General features: G+C 59.1%; 13 protein-coding genes. 4 read left to right on the top strand and 9 right to left on the bottom strand.

Annotated elements, in window-relative coordinates; genetic code table 11:
• Window positions 1–273: 273 nt before the first annotated feature.
• The 4 genes from ACG2K1_RS02785 to ACG2K1_RS02770 form a co-directional block, all read right to left on the bottom strand.
• Window positions 274–726: a peptidylprolyl isomerase gene (locus tag ACG2K1_RS02785; protein ID WP_009427323.1), complete on the bottom strand. Its 453-nt coding sequence runs from the start codon at window positions 724–726 to the stop codon at window positions 274–276.
• 60 nt (window positions 727–786) lie between these two features.
• Window positions 787–2,181 (bottom strand): D-alanyl-D-alanine carboxypeptidase/D-alanyl-D-alanine-endopeptidase, encoded by a 1,395-nt coding sequence (gene dacB / locus ACG2K1_RS02780; RefSeq protein ID WP_009427324.1) that lies wholly within the window; start codon window positions 2,179–2,181, stop codon window positions 787–789.
• A gap of 70 nt (window positions 2,182–2,251) precedes the next feature.
• Window positions 2,252–2,743, bottom strand: coding sequence for a disulfide bond formation protein B (locus tag ACG2K1_RS02775; RefSeq protein ID WP_009427325.1), 492 nt, complete (start codon window positions 2,741–2,743; stop codon window positions 2,252–2,254).
• A gap of 205 nt (window positions 2,744–2,948) precedes the next feature.
• The gene (locus ACG2K1_RS02770) at window positions 2,949–4,934 is read right to left on the bottom strand and encodes a DNA topoisomerase IV subunit B (protein ID WP_395428125.1); all 1,986 of its coding nucleotides are present in this window, start codon (window positions 4,932–4,934) and stop codon (window positions 2,949–2,951) included.
• 339 nt (window positions 4,935–5,273) lie between these two features.
• Here ACG2K1_RS02770 and ACG2K1_RS02765 point away from each other — a divergent pair, with 339 nt between their 5' ends.
• Window positions 5,274–7,814 carry a TonB-dependent siderophore receptor gene (locus tag ACG2K1_RS02765; protein WP_094030817.1) on the top strand — a complete coding sequence of 847 codons (2,541 nt, stop codon included), beginning with the start codon at window positions 5,274–5,276 and terminating at the stop codon, window positions 7,812–7,814.
• A 107-nt stretch (window positions 7,815–7,921) separates the two neighbouring features.
• On the opposite strand, the gene ACG2K1_RS02760 is transcribed toward ACG2K1_RS02765, so the two are convergent.
• Window positions 7,922–8,158 (bottom strand): hypothetical protein, encoded by a 237-nt coding sequence (locus ACG2K1_RS02760; protein WP_395428126.1) that lies wholly within the window; start codon window positions 8,156–8,158, stop codon window positions 7,922–7,924.
• Between ACG2K1_RS02760 and ACG2K1_RS02755 the strand changes: the two genes are divergently transcribed.
• Together ACG2K1_RS02755 and ACG2K1_RS02750 are read left to right on the top strand one after the other, a co-directional pair.
• Window positions 8,157–9,149, top strand: coding sequence for a factor H binding protein domain-containing protein (locus ACG2K1_RS02755; RefSeq protein ID WP_009427334.1), 993 nt, complete (start codon window positions 8,157–8,159; stop codon window positions 9,147–9,149). The genes ACG2K1_RS02760 and ACG2K1_RS02755 overlap by 2 nt on opposite strands.
• 141 nt (window positions 9,150–9,290) lie before the next feature.
• Complete coding sequence (locus ACG2K1_RS02750) at window positions 9,291–10,805, top strand: surface lipoprotein assembly modifier (protein ID WP_395428127.1); 1,515 nt, start codon at window positions 9,291–9,293, stop codon at window positions 10,803–10,805.
• A 330-nt stretch (window positions 10,806–11,135) separates the two neighbouring features.
• Here the strand turns inward: ACG2K1_RS02750 and ACG2K1_RS02745 are convergent, their stop codons facing one another.
• Window positions 11,136–11,474, bottom strand: coding sequence for a P-II family nitrogen regulator (locus tag ACG2K1_RS02745; RefSeq protein WP_009427336.1), 339 nt, complete (start codon window positions 11,472–11,474; stop codon window positions 11,136–11,138).
• 257 nt (window positions 11,475–11,731) lie between these two features.
• Between ACG2K1_RS02745 and purL the strand changes: the two genes are divergently transcribed.
• On the top strand, window positions 11,732–15,706 hold the full coding sequence (gene purL, locus ACG2K1_RS02740; protein WP_395428129.1) for a phosphoribosylformylglycinamidine synthase: 3,975 nt from the start codon (window positions 11,732–11,734) through the stop codon (window positions 15,704–15,706).
• 415 nt (window positions 15,707–16,121) lie between these two features.
• Here purL and pgi read toward each other — a convergent pair whose 3' ends face one another.
• From pgi to ACG2K1_RS02725, 3 genes are all read right to left on the bottom strand, one after another.
• Window positions 16,122–17,699, bottom strand: a complete 1,578-nt coding sequence (pgi, locus tag ACG2K1_RS02735; protein ID WP_395428131.1) for a glucose-6-phosphate isomerase — start codon at window positions 17,697–17,699, stop codon at window positions 16,122–16,124.
• A 141-nt stretch (window positions 17,700–17,840) separates the two neighbouring features.
• A complete protein-coding gene (locus ACG2K1_RS02730; protein WP_395428133.1) occupies window positions 17,841–19,637 on the bottom strand; it encodes a Wzy polymerase domain-containing protein in 1,797 nt (598 codons plus the stop codon).
• Complete coding sequence (locus ACG2K1_RS02725) at window positions 19,627–19,989, bottom strand: DUF2069 domain-containing protein (RefSeq protein WP_395428135.1); 363 nt, start codon at window positions 19,987–19,989, stop codon at window positions 19,627–19,629. The genes ACG2K1_RS02730 and ACG2K1_RS02725 overlap by 11 nt, the downstream gene beginning before the upstream one ends.
• Window positions 19,990–20,131 lie beyond the last annotated feature (142 nt).

Genomic DNA, 20,131 nt, shown 5'->3' with positions numbered 1-20,131 from the left:
GCAAGCCCCACCCTAGCCCTCCCCCGTTTATGCCCCGAAGGGGTACTAGCGGGAGAGGGGACGCTGTTGTCCGATAGGTTTCAGACGGCCTCAAATCAGCCTGAAACCCGAAAGGCCGTTCCTGCCTGCGCGGACATGACGTTTCTGAAAGCGAAGATTCAACGAACGAAGTGAAAACACTGTCGGGGGCTGACAGAAAGGCCGTCTGAAACCTGTTTCCGGGTTTTCAGACGGCCTTTTGCCGTGCGGGCGGGGGCTGATTGCCAACAGCCCCTAATAATCCACGCGGATTTTGCCCGCTTCGGACACGTCGGCGATTTCGATGTCGAAATGCAGGGTCATGCCTGCGAGCGGGTGGTTGGCGTCGAGGGTGACGCGTTCGCTGTCGATTTCGCGGACGTAGAACACGCGCGCGCCGTCGCCGGTGTCGGCCTCTATCGCCATGCCTTCTTCCATCTGCGGCAATACCGAGGCGAGATAGGCTTTGTCTACTTCGCGTACCAGATTTTCGTCGCGCTCGCCGTAACCTTCGGCGGGGGCAACGGTAACGGTCAGTTTGTCGCCCGCCGCGCGGCCGATCAGGGCTTGGTCGAGGCCGGGGATGATTTCGCCCGCGCCGGCGGTGTAGCGCAGCGCCCGGCCGTTTTCGCTTTGGTCGAGCAGGCGGCCGCTGCCGTCGGTGAGGGTGTAGAATATGCCGACGCGGCGGCCTTTTTCGATATTCACGGGTTGTCCTTTCGGTGGGGTTTTAAACGGTTTTCAAACGGTTTTCAGACGGCCTGCGCTTTACTTGGGCGTTTGGCCGTCTGAAAGCGGGGCGGGCGGGAAAATCAGGCGTTCGATGAGCCTGTCCAATTCGCCCAGCAGTTTTTCGGCGCGCGGGCTGTTGACGATCACGACAACGGCCAGGGGCGGCGTGCCGTTGCCGCCATCGTAATAGCCTGCCAGCGCGCGCACGTCTTTGAGCGTGCCCGTTTTCAGACGCAGCGGCGCGCCGATGTGGCGGAAGCGGTTTTTCAGCGTGCCCTCGCCGCCTGCGGCGGGCAGGGTGGCGGCGAAGGTGCGGCCGAAGGGGCTTTTGTAGGCGGCGGCGAGCATTTCGCCCATCATGCGGGCGGACACGCGCTCGCGCCGCGACAGGCCGGAGCCGTTTTCCAAAACCAGGGGCGCGGTGTCGATGCCTGCGAGCATGAATTGGACGCGCACGGCGGCATCGGGGTCTTGCGTGTCCCTGCCGCCGAAACGTTCGCCCAGCGTGAGGAAAACGGTGCGGGCGATGATGTTGTTGGAGTGTTTGTTCATGTCGGCAAGCACTTCGCCCAGCGGTTTGGATATGCTGCGGGCGAGGGTGCGGGCGGCGGGCGGGGTTTTGCCCTGCATCAGGCCGTCGGCGAGGCTGCCGCCGTTCTGCCGCCAGTGTGCGGCGAAGCTGCGTCCGGCAAATTCGGCCGCGCCGAGCATGTTGACGTAGATTTCGCGTCCGGCGCAGGCGGCGGGGGCGCGGCCTTCCACGGTAATCACGCCTTCGGCGTAGCGGCCGCGCAGAAAGCGCGAGGGGTCGGGACAGGGAGCGGGTGAGGGCGTAAAGACGGCGCGGCTGTCTACCAACACGTCGGGCAGGGGCGGATTGAGCGCGGGCGGGGCGGAGGCGTTACCGAGGGCGTAGCCGGGCGTGACGGCGGCCACTTTGTAGGCGAGCATCTGCGGGTCGGGCGCGGTGGCGAAGGCGCGGTGGGCGTCGTCGTCGAAACCGTCGGCGCTGCCGGTGTGCGGCCAGACGCTGCGGTCGAGCACCAGATGTCCGCCGATGCGGCGCACGCCCTTGTCGCGCAACTGCGCCTGCATTTCCAGCAGGCCGTTTTGGTCGAATACGGGATCGCCGCTGCCGACCCAGTAGAGATCGCCGTCGAGCAGGCCGTCGGGGCGCAGCGGCGCGGCGGATTTGAATGCCGTCTGCCAGCGGAAATCCGCCCCCAGCGCGCGCAGGGCGGCGAAGGCGGTAACCAGCTTCATCGTCGAGGCGGGGTTGACCGGCACGTCGGCGCGGTGTTCGGCAATCACTTCGCCCGTTTGCAGATTGCGAACGTACACGGCGGCTTCGTCGGGACGCAGGCCGCCCAAATCGAGTGCGGCGGCAGGCAGGGAAAGGAAAAGAAGGAGAAGGGCAAAACGTTTTCGCATGGTTTTTTTATCGCTTCGGGAAACGGGAGAGGCCGTCTGAAACCTTTTCAGACGGCCTTGATGCGGCGGTTTAACGCCCGCGCAGGCGCAGAAGCATGCCCCACGCCAAAAGCAGCACCGCAGCGAAAAACAGCAGGCTCCACACGGGCAGCGGCACGCCTAGCACATACTCGCGCACGCCGCAGTTGCCGAAGCCCTCGACGACGAAGCGCCAGTAATCGAACAGCGGCCACTCTTTCAGACGGAACGTCCACGGCGCGCCGCAGCTGGGCTGCTCTTCGGCGGGCAGGCTTTGCAGCCAGAGCTGGTAGCACGCGACATACAGCCCCCACACCGCAGGCGTGCCGACCAAAAGCGCGGCAGCGGCGCGTCCGGCGGCCTTGGCCGTCGGCAGCAGCAGCGCGAGCGCCGAGGCGGCCAGCACCGCGAGCACCGCCACGCGCTGCAAAATGCACAGCGGACAAGGGTTCAGCCCCATCACATATTGGGCAAAAAACGAACCCGCCGCGGCAGCGGCGGACAGCAGGAACACAACAAACAGAACGGTTCGGTAGGATTTCATGACAGGACAGACGGAAACGGACAAAACGGGCGGATTATACGCGATTCGGATAAAGAGGCCGCCTGAAAACGAAACTTCGACGAAGTGAAAATACGGTTTCCGGCAAACCGAAACTCGGAAAGGCCGTCTGAAACCTTGGTTTGATGAAACGGAAAAGGCCGCTCCCGCCTGCGCGGGAACGGCCTTGTTCAGATTTTCAAACGGCCTAAATATCCACCTGCGCAGTATCGCCCTCGCGTTCCATCCAGGCGCGGCGGGCGGCGGCTTCGCCTTTGCCCATGAGCCTGACGAAGATGTCGTAGGTTTCTTCGTCCGCGCCCTCGGGGATTTCGACGCGCAGCAGGCGACGGGTGTCGGGGTGCATGGTGGTGTCTTTGAGCTGGTCGGGGTTCATTTCACCCAAGCCTTTAAAGCGGCTGATGGAATATTTGGACTCGGCCACGCCCTCTTTTTGCAGCCGCTCCAAGATGCCGTCGAGTTCGTTCTGGTCGAGCGCGTAGAATTTGCGCGCGGGTTTGCTTTTGCCCTGCGCGTTCACGTCCACGCGGAACAGCGGCGGCTGGGCGACGTAAATATGGCCGTCGGCAACGAGTTTGGGGAAATGGCGGTAAAACAGGGTGAGCAGCAAAACCTGGATATGCGAGCCGTCCACGTCGGCATCGGAGAGGATGGCGATTTTGCCGTAGCGCAGGCCGCTTAAATCGGGATTGTCGTTGATGCCGTGAGGATCGACGCCGATGGCGACGGAAATGTCGTGGATTTCGGCGTTGGCAAAAAGCTGGTCGGGGTGGATTTCAAAGCTGTTGAGCACTTTGCCGCGCAGGGGCAGGATGGCTTGGGTGGCTTTGTCGCGGGCGAGTTTGGCCGAGCCGCCGGCGGAGTCGCCCTCAACGAGAAACAGCTCGTTTTCACGGATGTCTTCGCTTTCGCAGTCGGTGAGTTTGCCGGGCAATACGGCCACGCCGCTGCCTTTTTTCTTTTCGATTTTTTTCACCGAACGCATCCGCGCCTGCGCCTGGCGGATGGCCAGTTCGGCGATTTTTTTGCCGTATTCGACGTTTTGGTTGAGCCACAATTCGAGCGGGTCGCCCGACACGGCGGCGACGAGTTTGAGCGCGTCGCGGTTGGTGAGTTTGTCTTTGGTTTGGCCTTGGAATTGCGGATCGAGCACACGGGCGGAAAGCACAAACGCCACTTTGCCGAACACGTCGTCGCTCTGTACTTTCACGCCGCGCGGCAGCAGATTGTGCAGGTTGATGAAATTGTTCACGGCTTGGAACACGGCCTGTTTCAGCCCTGCTTCGTGCGTGCCGCCCAGCGGGGTGGGAATCAGGTTGACATAGCTTTCATTGGCGCACGAACCTTCTTCCAGCCATGTGAGCGCGAAGGCCGCGCCCTCGCCTGCGCTGAAATCGCCGCTTTGACCGTCTGAAAGATAGTTGGCGCAGGAAAACAGCGGCACGGCTTCCTGCGCGTCGCTGATGAGGTCGGTGAGATAGCTTTTGAGGCCGTCGGGGTAGTGCCAAGTCTGCGTTTGCGGCGCGTCTTCTCCTTTTACGGGGCGCGTGAGCGATACGGTTACACCCGGCAGCAACACGGCTTTGGCGCGCAGCAGGCGTTCGAGTTCGGCGATGCTGTAATTGGGGCTTTCAAAGTATTTGCCGTCCGGCCACACGCGCACTTCCGTACCGCTGTCTTTCACGGCGCATTTGCCCGTTTCGTGCAGCGGCTCGACAACATCGCCGCCGGAGAACACGATGCGGTGGATTTGGCCCTCGCGTTTGACCGTTACTTCCAAGCGGGTGGACAGCGCGTTGGTTACGGACACGCCCACGCCGTGCAGGCCGCCGGAGAAGGAATACGCGCCCATGCCGTCTTTTTTGTTGAACTTGCCGCCCGCGTGCAGCTGCGTGAACACGAGTTCGACCACGGGCAAGCCTTCGGTGGGGTGGATACCGGTGGGAATGCCGCGCCCGTTGTCGCGCACCGACAGCGAGCCGTCGGCGTGGATTTGTACGTCGATGCGGTCGGCAAAGCCGCCCAAGGCTTCGTCGGCGGCATTGTCGATGACTTCCTGGCAGATATGCGTGGGGCTGTCGGTGCGGGTGTACATGCCCGGGCGTTCTTTAACCGGCTCCAAGCCTTTGAGTACGGTGATGCTGGATTCGCTGTATTGGCTGCGTTGGTTCATGGCGGCGTGCGTGTGGAAAAAACGGCGCGCATTTTAACAGAAAGGCCGTCTGAAAAAGCTTTCAGACGGCCTTTGTGCCGCTGAGGCAGGATGTACCGCCCCGCAATGCACGCGGTTTCGCTTTGCTGCAAACCGCAGGCAGACCGTGCGGACATCCAAAGCAAAAGGCCGTCTAAAAGCGGAGTTGCAACAAAGTGCAAACCGGTTGCCCGTTGTTTCAGACGGCCTCCGTTTATTCCTAAGACCAATACACTTATTGATTCTAATTATTGAAATCATGGTTGATTGAATGTAAACTCCTGTAAATTTCTTTTTTCGTCAAATTGTAAGGAGATCCAGATGAGCGTCAAACCCCTTTCCCTGTTTGTTGCCGCCGCACTCTTGTCCGCCTATGCCCGTGCGGCAGACGAAACCCCGGCCGCCAATCCGCAACCTTCCGCCGAAACAGTTGATGCGCGCGACAGCATCAGCGCCGTCGTCGTCCGCGCCAACCGCAACACCCCGCGCCAGAGCGGCGACAATTACACCGTCAAAGGCAGCACCTCCGCCGCCAAGCTCGATTTGAAACTCAAAGAAACGCCGCAGAGCATCAGCGTGTTCACCCAGCAGCAGATGCAGGATCAGAACCTGCAAAACCTCAACGATATTCTCGAAGAAACCCCAGGCATTACGGTAATTAACGATTCCATACCCGGCGTGAGCGATGCGGAATACTATTCGCGTGGCTTCCCCGTCGATAATTACCAGCTTGACGGCGTGATGGTCAGCCGCTCCATGCTCGGCGGGCGCACCGCGCAGGACAGCTTTTTATACAACCGCGTGGAAGTGGTACGCGGCTCGACCGGACTGACAACGGGCGCGGGCGATCCGTCCGCCAGCATCAATTTTGTGCGCAAACGCCCCACCGCCGAAAAAGCCGGTACGCTCAATCTGAAATATGGCTCATGGAACGACAAGCGCATCGAATTCGACTACGGCGGCGCGTTAAACGAATCGAAAACCCTCAAAGGCCGCTTTGTCGCCACGCTCGGGCACAGCAACAGCTTTCTAGACAGAGTAAGGCAGCGTTCGCACGCGCTCTACGGCGTAGTCGAATGGTCGCCCGACAATAAAAACTTTCTCACCTTCGGCCACCGCCACCAGCACCGTGTTGTGCGCGGCGCACCACGTAGAGGAGTTTCCCGCTACTCCCGCGTCAATTTGGGGCTAGACCCCAATACATATGAAGAGAAACTGGAATGGATAGATGCCCGCGACACCCCGCCGAATTTCAATAACGGCGCAGACTGGGCGTTTGACAAGCAAATAAATGACAATTTTTTTATTGAATACAAGCACTTTTTTAATTCTAATCTCTCTCTTCAAACTACCTATAATCAAACCCGTAACAAACAGCATTTTCTTTATGGCGACATCGGCACAACAGGTTATGCACCAAAATTAAATGCCGCCAGCTACGAATGGGGGAGGGAAAAAGCCAGTTTTATCGGTCATGCTCTTGATATTTTTCTTGATGGACGTTTCAAACTATTTAAGCAGGAACAGCAATTTATTATTGGAATTAGTGGTGATCACAGAACTTCGCGCGGTGGATTTTATTTAGGTGAAACTCCAACGGGAGACTTGCTTATTGCTAATACCAAACCTGACGGTATTGCTTTTAACGGTTCGTATTATGAAACCACCGCATATTTGTCAGAGGCAATGCCTTTGGATTACTGGAATAACGGTAATTTCCCGATGATGAATGAAAATCTTGTTTATAAAGGAAAATTCGGACCAGCAGACGATCCGACAGGAGGCCTGAAAATTAAAAGCTATCAGTTTGGACCTTATTTTTCTTTAAAACTCAAACCAACAGCAAAAATCACCACTGTTTTAGGAGGACGCTGGCTTCATTGGAAACGCAAAGGCGGACATGGATGGTCTGATCTCAATAAACAGCTCGGCGTGAGAAGAAAAGACGCTAATTGGCAGAAAGCACCGATATATGAATATGAAATAAGTGGTGGAGCCGGCAGTAGCACAGGCGATTTCAAAAAATTTATTCCGTATGGCGGCCTGATTGTCGAACTAACCCCATCCGTTAATGCTTATGCCAGCTATACGGGTATTGCCAAAGACAACGATACATTCGGCGTAACCCAGTTTGACCGCCAGCCCAAAGGCGGCGGCAAATTTCCGCCGATTACAGGCAACTCGAAAGAATTCGGTATCAAAGGCGGCCTGTTCGACGACAAACTCAATTTCTCCCTTGCCTATTTCACCATGACGCAGAACGGCTACCCCTCCTTCGAGCCGACAGGCGTAGGCGAATGCAACGGCTGGGACAGTTCGGGTCAGTGTATCAGCCGCCCGCTGGAATACGATATTACCAACGGCTACAAAAGCAGCGGTTTCGACATCAATATCGCAGGGAAAATCACGCCGAAATGGCTGGTTCAGGCAGGCTTTACCAAGCTGAAAATCGGCAAACCCTACGCTTCCCCCAATTCCGACAGCGAATTGGGCGACGAGCTGAATATGGATTACGGCGAAACCTATACCGCTCCCGCCAAAACCTTCAAATTCTTTACCCGCTATGATTTCACACCGAAATTTGCCGCAGGTATCGGCATGAGATGGAACAGTGGCGTGAAGCCGAAACCTTGGGGACACGGAATGTCCAACGGCCAATATTATGTTTCAGACAAACCGAAGGAACTGTGGCAGCCTTCTTACGCTGTATGGAATGCGATGGCTTCTTACAAAATCAACAAACATGCTGCCGTTGCAGTCAATGTCGGCAATCTGTTCAACAAACGCTACTACACCAATGCACGGGGTAATTTTTACGGCAAACACAGAAGTGTGAACGCAGCGATAAAAATAAGGTGGTAATATAAAAATTTATTCACATAAAGCAACAGTATTAAAATAAATATGGTTATTTTATCTGTTTTTGCTTGCGCTCTGTTAATTTGTAGGATTAATATTCATTCGTTACATTAAATCCAAACGCCGCCGTAAGCCGCCGTAATTTCCGGCAGGCAACAAAAAAGCGGCATCAGCCGCCATTTCAGAACCCAAGCCATAAAACAGAATTCCCGCAGCAATGCGGAAAAAAAACTTGACCCGCTGCTGTCTCTTAAAATTTCAGTTTCGGGGAGCAGCGGATCAAGAAACGGGAATGCGCTACGCGCTTTTTCTTTCATTTTTTGCCTTTTATAGGAGTATTCTAACATGGCAGCAAATTCTCTTAAATCCCTCGCCCTCATTGCAGCCCTCTTCGCCACCCAATCGGCTTCCGCCGTAGATTGGAACGGCTGGCGCGTAAACCTGAACGAGCATTCGCCCTACGACAAATCTGTTGACGGCGTATATGCCGGTTCATTCACCTATGGCCGCCAAACCTACGGCCCATCCACCGCCGTTGCCGGACAGAACGGCCGCAAGGTAACGCAGACCACCATCGCGCTGAACACTTTCGCACCCGACAAACTGCACAACGCGCAGGCGAAAGACCCGGCCTACAACGACAAAACCAAGCTCGGCAACAACGGCTCGGCAGGTACGGATTCAAACGTGGTATACAGAATCTACCGGCAGAAATATTCCGGTGTTCTGGCCAACGTTACCAAGCTGAAATCGGACGGCACCAAATACAAAAACCGTAATTTTGTCAAACACATCGTCGGCGACAACACCAAACTCGCCAACCTGCCGAAATCGGGTACTTTCCGCTATCACGGTGTGGCCTTTACCAACTTCCCGCAGGGCGATTTCAACTATCAGATCGATCTGGCAAGCAAACGCGGCAAGGGTGATTTTACGCTGAACAAGCTGCTGGTGCCCGCTGCATGGATTGAAGGTTCTAAGAACCCGAACCTAGCATCAGAAAAAGGTAAAAATATCAATCGTTTTATTAATGTAGCCGGCACATTGAAAGAAGCTCCGATTGTCGCCAATGCCAACGGCACATTGGGCGTAACCAATGGCAAAGCGGAAGTGCGCGGTGCAGCCGCTACTGAAAAAGGCAAGCAGTATATTACCAACACTGCTGCCGCCCAAGCTGCTTATCAAGAAGTTGTAAGCAAGCATAAGGAAAGTATCTACGGCAAAGTTGACCCGCACTACACCCTGAACGTGTACGGCCCGAACGGCGAAGAAGTTGCCGGCTTCGTCAACGGACTGCCCGACCGCGTCGGCGGCGTGGCCATCATCGGCAAACGCTGATACGCCCTTGCAAAAGCGGGTTGCGGCGCGCAATCCGCTTTTTTCACGCCCGTATTTCAGACGGCCTTTTCCGTCAGGCCGTCTGAAACATTCCGGCACTCTGTGCAAACCATTCCTCTGCAAACATTCTCGGGGATTCCCATGTATCGGACACACATCCGCCCGCTCAGCCTTTCCCTCCTCCTGCTGCTGACACAGCAAACCGCCTTGGCCGACGATCCGTCAGCCAAAACAAGCATCCGCGACGATTTCGGTATTTTCCGCGACGTGGGCGGCGATATCGGCGATCGGCAGCAGCAGATCGAGCGCAACGACAGCCTGCGCAGAAAAAATACCGACGGCGCACAGGAAGACGACACGCCTGATTTAAGCGACGAAGATTTGAAAAAAAATCCCGAAATCGCCAACCACATCCTGAACACCGCCATGCTGCGCGAAGACTGGGATACGCTGGAACACATCATGGGTTTCTACCGCGACATTCCCGGCCACGATCCCGTTATGTACGATTTTGTTCAAGGCGCGCTTTGGCGCGCTCAGGGCAAGCACGGCAAAGCCATCAAAACCTATCGCAAAATCTTGGACAAACAGCCCGATTTGAGCTATGTCCGCCTCGATTTGGCAGGCATGCTGTTTGAAAACCGCGCCTATCGGGATGCGGCAAAAGAATTCGGGCAGGTAAAAAAGGAAGACATCGAACCGGAAGCCGCCGCACAAGCCGACGCCTATTTGCAGGCCGTGAAACAGGCCAATCCGTGGCAGTTCAAGCTGCGCGGCGGCCTGCAATACAGCAGCAACACCAACAACGCCACCTCCAACGACTACTTCCTGTGGCCGTTTGCCGTTATCGACGGCGTAACCTACTACTACAAACTGCCGCGCGATCCCGAAAGCCTGCCCCGTTCCGGCCACGGCTACAGCTACGGTGCACAACTGCAAAAAGACTTTAACCTCTCGGGCAACCACAACATCGGCTTCAACATCGAAGCCGACGGCGTGCATTATCCGGGCCGGCACGAAGACAACGAATTTTCCCTCTCGGCAGACGCGGGCTACAAATACCAAAACCTGAACAACACCTTCACCCTCACCCCGCTTGTCTCCGCCTCATGGCTCGGCGGCAGACCGTACAGCCGCAGCATCGGCGCGGCGGCATCCGTCAGCCGCTGGGTCACGCCCCGCCTGCAACTCTCGGGCTCGTATTCCGCGCTGCGCAGAAAATACCGCGACGAGCGTTACGAAGGCTACGACAGCACCGCCAACAGCCTCTCCCTGTCTTCCGTCTACGCACTGACGGGCAACTGGTTTGTTTTCGGCGGCGCAGCCGTACAGCGCGAAAACACCCGCGACAAAGAAGAAACCTCCACCCGCCGCTCGCTCAGCCTCGGCACACTCTACCGCTTCGACAACGGTATCAACTTCCGCATCGGCGGCCGCCACGTCTCCCGCCGCTTCGCCAACCCCGCCACCCTCTACGGCGGCGACATCCGCCGCGACAAAGAAATTTATGCCGATGCCTCGGTTTGGAAAGAAAAATGGCTGCCCGGCGGCATCACACCCAAGCTGGAATTTTCCTATCTCAAAGTCAAAAGCAATATCTACGCCTTCCCCCGCAACAAAAAACAGGTATTGCTGACTCTGGAAAAAGAATTCTGATTCGGCACCCGCCCGCCGCAAAGGCCGTCTGAAAAGCAGTTTGAGGCTTTCAGACGGCCTTTACGGTACCGGTAGGGTGTGTTGCGCAGCAACGCACGCGGTTTGCGGCTTTGCGGGAAGCACAGGTACACAGAAGCCGTCTGAAAAAGCAGATTCGCTGTTTCAGACGGCCTTTGCCGCACCGGTAGGGTGTGTTGCGCAGCAACGCACGCGGTTTGCGGCTTTGCGGGGAAGCGTAGGGAAACGTACAGGTACACAGAGGCCGTCTGAAACTCCAATCCGAGGTTTCAGACGGCCTTTTTCAGACGGCCTCCTGCCGCGCAGACACGTTTACACCGCCGAATCCGCCCGCTCGCCGGTGCGGATGCGCACGGCTTCTTCGACGGGGATGATGAAGATTTTGCCGTCGCCGATTTTGCCGGAGCGGGCGGTTTCGATAATCACGTCCACCACCTGGTCGACCTGTTCGTCGCGCAACACCAGCTCGATTTTGACTTTGGGCAGGAAGTCGACGGCGTATTCCGCGCCGCGGTAGACCTCGGTGTGGCCTTTCTGGCGGCCGAAGCCTTTGACTTCGGTAACGGTCATGCCGGTGATGCCGATGTCGGTGAGCGCCTCGCGCACGTCGTCGAGTTTGAAGGGTTTGATGATGGCTTCGATTTTTTTCATGAGAACACCTGTCGGGTCGGGGCTTTCAGACGGCCTCATCTCCTGCAAAGGCCGTCTGAAAGCGGGGTTTGAAAGGCGGCGAAAGTAACACAAAGGCACATGCGCTTCAATCGGCGGCGCGATCGGAAAAGCTGCCGACAAAACCGTGCGGCGGCATCCGGCCGATTGTCTGCATTTTTACCGTCCGCACCGCCCACGCCGCGCCCGCCCGTCGTATAATGCGCGCCTTTTCCAACTCCGTTTTGAAGAGCCCAGCCATGTCCGTCGTTCTCCCCCTGCGCGGCTCCCGCGCCCTTTCCGATTTCCGTGTTGAAAAACTGCTGCAAAAGGCCGCTGCGCTGGGTTTGCCGGCGGCTCAGTTGTCCAGCGAATTTTGGTATTTTGCCGCGTCCGACGCGCCTTTGGCAGCGGATGATGCGGCGAAACTCGAAGCCTTGATCGACGCGCAGAGCGTGGCCGCGCCGCAGGTTTCAGACGGCCTCAATCTGTTTTTGATTACGCCGCGCTTGGGTACGGTGTCGCCGTGGGCATCGAAGGCGACGGACATCGCGCACAACTGCGGCCTGTCGCAGATTACCCGCATCGAGCGCGGCATGGCGGTGTGGGTGTCGGGCCGTCTGAACGAAGACGAAAAACGCGCGTGGGCGGCGCTGCTGCACGACCGCATGACCGAGTCGGTTTTGCCCGATTTTCAGGCTGCCGAAAAGCTGTTTGCCCACCCCGAAGCGCAAACCTTTGCCACGGTAAACGTGTTAAACGGCGGCCGCGACGCGCTGGTGCAGGCCAATGCCGAGTTGGGTTTGGCACTTTCGGCCGACGAAATCGATTATCTGGTGGAAAACTATCGCGCGTTGAACCGCAATCCGTCAGATGTCGAGCTGATGATGTTCGCGCAGGCCAACTCGGAGCATTGCCGCCACAAGATTTTCAACGCCGATTTTGTGTTAAACGGGCAGGCGCAGGAGAAATCCTTGTTCCGCATGATCCGCGACACCCACGAGGCACACCCTGAGGGCACGGTGGTGGCCTATAAGGACAACGCGTCGATTATCGAAGGCGCGAAAATCCGGCGTTTTTATCCGCATGCGGCGGAAAATCAGGGCTACCGTTTCGCCGAGGAAGACACGCACATCCTGATGAAAGTGGAAACCCACAACCATCCCACCGCCATCGCGCCTTTTGCGGGCGCGGCCACCGGCGCGGGCGGCGAAATCCGCGACGAGGGCGCAACCGGTCGCGGCGCGCGGCCGAAAGCGGGTTTGACCGGCTTTACCGTGTCCAATCTCAATATTCCCGGTTTCGCCCAGCCGTGGGAGCAGCCCTACGGCAAGCCCGGCCATCTGGCTTCTGCGCTGGATATTATGATCGACGGCCCCATCGGCGGCGCGGCGTTTAACAACGAATTCGGCCGCCCGAATTTGCTGGGCTATTTCCGCACCTTCGAGCAGGAGTTTGACGGCCAAATGCGCGGCTACCACAAGCCGATTATGATTGCCGGCGGCTTGGGCAATATCCAAGCGCAGCAGACGCATAAAAACGAAATCCCCGAAGGCGCGTTGTTAATCCAACTCGGCGGGCCGGGGATGCTGATTGGTTTGGGCGGCGGCGCGGCTTCTTCGATGGACACCGGCAGCAACGATTCCAGCTTGGATTTCAACTCGGTACAGCGCGGCAACCCCGAAATCGAACGCCGCGCGCAGGAAGTGATCGACCGCTGCTGGCAGCTTGGTGCGGCCAACCCGATTATCGCCATCCATGATGTAGGCGCGGGCGGCTTGTCCAACGCCTTCCCCGAATTGGTGAACGACGCGGGTCGCGGCGCGGTGTTCAAGCTGCGCGACGTGCCGCTGGAAGAACACGGCTTAACCCCGCTGCAAATCTGGTGCAACGAAGCGCAGGAGCGTTATGTGTTGTCGGTGTTGCCGGAAAATCTCGACACCTTCCGCGCCCTGTGCGAGCGCGAACGCTGCCCGTTTGCCGTGGTCGGCACGGCCACCGACGACGGCCATTTGCAGGTGCGCGACGATTTGTACGGCGACAATCCCGTTGATCTGCCGCTCAACGTATTGCTCGGCAAACCGCCCAAAACCACCCGCCGCGATGAGACCGTAAGGCCGTCTGAAAAAGCATTTTCAGGCAGCCAAATCGACCTGAAAGAAGCCGCCTACCGCGTGTTGCGCCTGCCTGCCGTGGCCGCCAAAAACTTCCTGATTACCATTGGCGACCGCAGCGTCGGCGGCCTGACCGCCCGCGACCAAATGGTCGGCCGATACCAAACGCCGGTGGCCGACTGCGCCGTAACCATGATGGGCTTCGACACCTATCGCGGCGAAGCGATGGCGATGGGCGAAAAACCCGCCGTCGCCCTGTTTGACGCGCCCGCCTCGGGCAGAATGTGTATCGGCGAAGCCATTACCAACCTGGCGGCGGTGAACATCGGCCCAATCGGCAACATCAAATTGTCCGCCAACTGGATGGCCGCCTGCGGCAACGCGGGCGAAGACGAAAAACTCTACCGCACCGTCGCCGCCGTGTCCGAAACCTGCCAAGATTTGGGCATCAGCATTCCCGTGGGCAAAGACTCGCTGTCGATGAAAACCGTGTGGCAGGAAAACGGCGAACAAAAATCCGTAACTTCGCCGCTATCGCTGGTGATTACCGGCTTCGCGCCGGTGGCGGACGTGCGCAAAACCGTTACCCCCGAATTGAAAAACGTCGCCGACAGCGTATTGCTGTTGGTCGATTTGGGCTTTGGCAAAGCACGCATGGGCGGCTCGGCGCTGGCGCAGGTGTACAACGAAACCGGCGGCGAAGCGCCCGACATCGACGCAGGCAGCCTGAAAGCGTTTTACGATGTGATGCAGAAGCTGGTGGCCGAAGACAAGCTCTTGGCCTACCACGACCGCAGCGACGGTGGTTTGTTTGCTACGCTGGCAGAAATGGCGTTTGCGGCGCGGGTGGGCTTGGACATCAATCTTTCCACGCCGTACCGCGCCCGCGAATGGAGCAATGAAGAAGCCTTATCCCAGCTGTTTAACGAAGAATTGGGCGCGGTGATTCAGATCAGAAAATCGGATTACGATGCGGTGAAAGCGGCATTTGATGCCTGCGGTTTCTCTAATGCGGCGGGCATGCCGGTTAAAACAATCGGCCGAACCAATGCCGACAAGCGTTTGCGGATTGTCAACGCCTGCGACGTGGAAACCGACAGCGATACCATATTCGGCGCAACGGAATACCGCGCTATCCGCCAAGTCCTGCTCGATGAATCCATCGTTGAGCTGCAAAAAGCCTGGCAGGAAACCAGCCACCAAATCCAGCGCCTGCGCGACAACCCCGAATGCGCCGACAGCGAGTTTGCCCTACTTTCGGACGACCAGCGCTCCGCCCTGTTTGCCGATTTGACTTTCAACCCGCAAGACGACATCGCCGCGCCCTACATCAACAGCGGCGCGAAACCGAAAATCGCCGTGTTGCGCGAACAGGGCGTCAACGGCCAGGTAGAAATGGCCGCCGCCTTTACCCGCGCGGGCTTCGATGCCTACGACGTGCACATGAGCGACTTGATGGCAGGCCGCGCCAAGCTCGCCGACTTCCAAATGCTCGCCGCCTGCGGCGGTTTCAGCTACGGCGACGTACTCGGCGCAGGCGAAGGCTGGGCGAAATCGATTCTGTTCAACCCCGCGCTGCGCGAGCAGTTTGCCGCCTTCTTTGCGCGCCAAGACACCCTCGCGCTGGGCGTGTGCAACGGCTGCCAAATGATGAGCAACCTTGCCGAAATCATCCCCGGCAGCGCAGGCTGGCCGAAGTTCAAACGCAACCGCAGCGAGCAGTTTGAAGCCCGTTTGAGCATGGTCGAAGTCGCCAAATCGCCCTCGCTGATTCTGGCCGAAATGCAGGGCAGCCGCCTGCCCGTGGTCGTCAGCCACGGCGAAGGCCGCGCCGATTTCGCCCACTTGGGACGCGACGGCAATGCAGTGTCAGACGGCCTTAACATCGCCCTGCAATACATCGACGGCGTGGGCGCGGTAACGCAAACCTACCCGCTCAACCCCAACGGCTCGCCGCAGGGCATCGCCGGCATCACCAACGCCGACGGCCGCATCACCATCATGATGCCCCACCCCGAACGCGTGTACCAAACCGCGCAAATGAGCTGGCAGCCTGAAAACTGGGGCGAATTGGGCGGCTGGTATCGGATGTTCGCCGCCGCGCGCAAGGTGTTGGGCTGATAAGGAGAAAGGCCGTCTGAAAACGCTTAGGCCGTCTGAAAGGGGGCTTTCAGACGGCCTTTTTGCAAACCCGCGAATTGTGTCGCAACCGTTTTGTCGCAGGCTGCGGCAAAAGGCCGTCTGCGGCCAAAGGAAGTCCCTGTGGGAAAACTGCAAGCCCGTTTCAGACGGCAGATTGAGACGCAACGAGCCTTCCAAACATTCCGGCTATCGGGTTTGCAGCCAAGGGCTTTTATAGTGAGCCAAAATAAAAAATCTACGGCGTTGCTGCGCCTTGCCGTACTACCTGTACTGTCTTCGGCTTGCTGCCTTGTATCTTTTTTATTTTGACTCACTATAAAAATACGGCAAGAGGCCGTCTGAAACCTTGTCCGACAGGGTTTCAGACGGCCTTTTTCATATGCACCTCCGTTTTTCAGACGGCCTGTTGCTTGAAACGGGCGATCAGGGCGGCGGTGGAGGCATCGTGTGCGGCCGGGACGCCGTTTTCCAGTTCGGCGAGAATGGTTTTGGCCAGCACTTTGCCGTATTCCACGCCCCATTGGTCGAAGGGGTTGATGTCCCACACGGCGGCTTGGACGAAGACGCGGTGTTCGTAGAGGGCGATGAGCATGCCGAGGGTGAAGGGGTCGAGGCGTTCGGCCAGCAGGGTGTTGCTGGGTCGGTTGCCCTCGAAGCTGCGGTGCGGCTCACCGCTGCTTTTACCCGCCATCAGGGCTTCGGCCTGGGCGAAGGCGTTGGCGGCGGCGAAGGCGCGGTTTTCCTGCGGATAGGGGGTGTCGGCGGGGACGATGAAGTCGACGGGAATCAGGCGCGTGCCCTGGTGCAGCAGTTGGAAATAGGCATGCTGGCAGTTGACGCCTTCGCTGCCCCAAATAATGCTGCCGGTGTCGCAGCGGGCGGGGCGGCCGTCTGAAAGGGTGTGTTTGCCGTTGCTTTCCATATCAAGCTGCTGCAAATGGGCGGGCAGGCTGCGCAAGAGGTGGGTGTAGGGGATGACGGCGTGGGTTTGCGCGCCGTGGAAGTTGTTGTACCACAGGGAAATCAGGCCGAGGAGGACAGGGATGTTGCGGCGCAGCGGGGTGTTGAAGAAGTGTTCGTCCACGGCGTGCGCGCCGGCGAGGAAGTCGCGGAAGTTCTGCGCGCCGACGGCGGCCATCAGCGGCAGGCCGACGGGCGACCAGACGGAGTAGCGGCCTCCCACCCAGTCGGACATGGCGAAGCGGTTTTCTTCGGCGACGCCGAAGGCGCGCACGGCTTCGGCATTGGCGGACACGGCGGCGAAGTGGCGGGGAATCTGCTTTTCGGCAAGGCCGTTGTCCAGCAGCCAGGCACGGGCGGCGCGGGCGTTGAGCAGGGTTTCGGGGGTGGTGAAGCTTTTGCTGGCGACGACGAACAGGGTTTGCGCGGGCGTGCAGCGTTCGAGGACTGAGGCCAGTTCGGCGCCGTCGATATTGGCGGCAAAGTGCACGCGCAGCCTGCCGTGATAGGGGGCGAGGGCTTCGACGGCGGTGCGCGCGCCGAGGTCGGAGCCGCCGATGCCGATGTTGACGAGGTCGGTGAAGGGGAGGCCGTCTGAATTGGCGTAGGAGCCGTCGTTCAGGCTGTCGGCAAAGGCAAGGGCGCGCGCCAGTTCGCCGTGCATGGCGGGCAGGACGTTTTCGCCGTGCACATACACAGGGGCGGCATCGGCGGGCAGGCGCAGGGCGGTGTGCAGGGCGGCGCGGTTTTCGCTGGCATTGACGGCGTCGCCGCGGCGCATGGCCTGCATTTTTTCGGGCAGGCGGGCGGTTTCGGCGAGGGCGCACAATAATTGCAGGGTGTCTTCGCCGATGCGGTTTTTGCTGTAATCGACCAGCAGGCCGTGCAGCTGCCCGTGCATGCGTTCGAAGCGGTCGGGCTCGGCGGCGAAGCGTTGGCTGATGGTGAGGGACGCGGTGTCGCGGCGGTGTTGTTCGAGTGCCTGCCAGGCAGCGGTTTGGGTGATGGGCATGGTGGAGAAACGGCGGATAAAAAAGGGGGTGATTATAAGCCATGCGGCATAAAAAGGCCGTCTGAAAACACAGCTTCGGCGGAGCCGAACCCCATCCGCCCTTTTTTCAGACGGCCTTTTGCCTTTTCAGACGGCCTGCACTCACGGCTGCGGGCAGCTTTCGGTGCGCGGTTTGAGCTTTTGGTATTCGTTGCACGCGCGGTAGAGGTCGGGATAGAGCGCGGCAAAGTGGGGCGAGCGGTGGATTTGCGCGGCATACTGTTTCATCGAAGTCGGATAGTAGCGGTAGAGCCGGTTGAGCCACTGTTCGGCGGTGTAGCGGTTGCCCGCGCGGTATTGGTAGAGGCCGTATTGGACGGCGGTGGCGTAGGGGCGGTGGCGCAGGGCGCGGTTGGCGGCGGCTTCCGCCCACGGTTTGACCACGTTGTCCGACGGCGAGGCGCGGCGGGTGAGCGAGAGTTCGGCGTAATAGGCCAAGAGCGGCTCTTTCGCGGCGATGGCGCGCAGGCCGTCGATTTTGCGGTAGGTTTCCATCGGGCTGTCGTCTTTGCCGCGTTTGTCGAAATACACAAGGTCGGCATAGGTGAAACCGAGTTTGACGATGCCGGCAGCAATCACGACGGCAGCAGCGGCAGGCAGCATGGCAACCAGACCGAAGGCCGTCTGAAAAGGCGGCCGCCGGGTCGGCGCGAGCGACATCATCAGGGCAAACGGCGTCAGAAAATAGACATACCACAGCGGATATTCCAGCATGCTGTGGCACAGGCTCACCGCCATCAGCGCCAAAGGCAGCAGCGCGGCATCGGCGGCAGGCCGTTTGAAATACGGCCACACCGTCCACAACGCGCCGCCGAACACCAAAAGCGTGCCCGCCAGCCCCATCTCGGCCAGAAGTTGCAAGACGATATTGTGCGAATGGGTAAACAGCACGCTGATGCCGTTGGGGCTGTAGCCGTCGGGAAACTCGGCGGCCAGAAAGCCCTGCAATGAAAAGCTGTCCCAACCGTGCCCCCACACGGGCGCGGAAAGGAACACGCGCCAGGCATCGCGCCATTCCAAATCGCGCGCCGACATGGCAAACGAGCTGCTTTCCACGCGCTGCAAGGCCGTTTCCACCTGCCCCGCGCCCAGCCAACCCAGCACCGTATTGAGCGACAGCTGCACGGCCACCAGCATCGCCAGCGAAAACAGCATCGTCAGAAACAGACGGTTGCCCGCCCTGCCCTGCCGCAGCCGCCACAGCGCCGCCAGCGCCCCCGCCGCCAGCACATAAAGCAGCATGGTGCGCGAATTCACCAAGCCCATCGTCCCCGTGAGAAACAACACCGCCGGCAACGCCACAACCGCCGCAAGACGCCGCTGCGCCCACAGGTACGACACCGACAGCAGCCCCCACATCAGATAATGTCCCAAATGGTTGCGCTGGCCGAGCTGCCCCGTGATATTCGACGCCGAACCCCGCGCCAGATAACCCGTGAAATGCGCCGTCCAGCCCAAATACTGCATCAGCGCCACCGCCGCCTGCAAACAGCCGCCGACGGCCAGCGCCCAAGCCAGCGCCGCCACCGCCTTCTCCTGCCCCAGCGACAGCACCCAGCCGCGGCACGCCCACGAGGCCGCCGCCAGCACGACAAACGTCCATACCGCCATGTCCGACAGCCCGAAATAATCCGCGCCCACCACCCGCGCGTGCACATGCCAAAACAGCGCCAGCATCAGAAAAAACACCGTGCCGCGCGGCGGCAGCACGTTCAGACGGCCGAGAGCAAAGGTCAGCAGCACCAACAGCAGCGCAAACAGCAGCGAGCCGCTTTCCAAATAAAAACCCGGCTGCGGCCCCACCCGCCAAATCGACAGGAAAGGCACAACCGCAATCAGGGAAAACGCCGCCAAAAGCAGCGCGAAGCCCCACGGATCGTTTTGCCGTTCAACGCGCATCGCCGCCTCCCCGCACCTGCCGCACAAACCACAGGCAGGACACAAAATACAACGAGCTCAGCAACACCGCCGCCGCCGCGCACCAGCGGCTGGCCGCCGACACGTCAAACAGCCGCATCACCGCCTCGGCGAAATACAGCAGAATCATCATGCACGACCACTGAAAAGTATACACCCGCCCCTTCAACACCCCCGCCAGCGGCAGGCACAGCGGCAGCGCCTTCAAAGCCAGCCACGAACCGCCCGGCCGCAGCGGCGCAAACCACAGCTCCCAGGCCAGACACAGCGCAATCAGCGCCAAAAGGGAAAACGCCGCCAGCCTCTGCGGCAGCGCGCCTTTACCGACATCCATGCAAAACACCTCGCAAAAGGCCGCTCCCGCCTACGCGGGAATGACGTTTCCGAAAGCGGAGCTTCAACAAAATTAAAACCCGTTTACAGCGCAACACGCTTCTTTTCAGACGGCCTCAAAACAAAAATACAGGCCGCAACAG

This window comes from Neisseria sp. 23W00296 (assembly GCF_044772855.1).
In the GTDB taxonomy this organism is placed as follows: domain Bacteria; phylum Pseudomonadota; class Gammaproteobacteria; order Burkholderiales; family Neisseriaceae; genus Neisseria.
The sequence above is the reverse complement of the archived record's forward strand: the minus strand, read 5'-3'. Positions and strand labels throughout refer to the sequence as shown.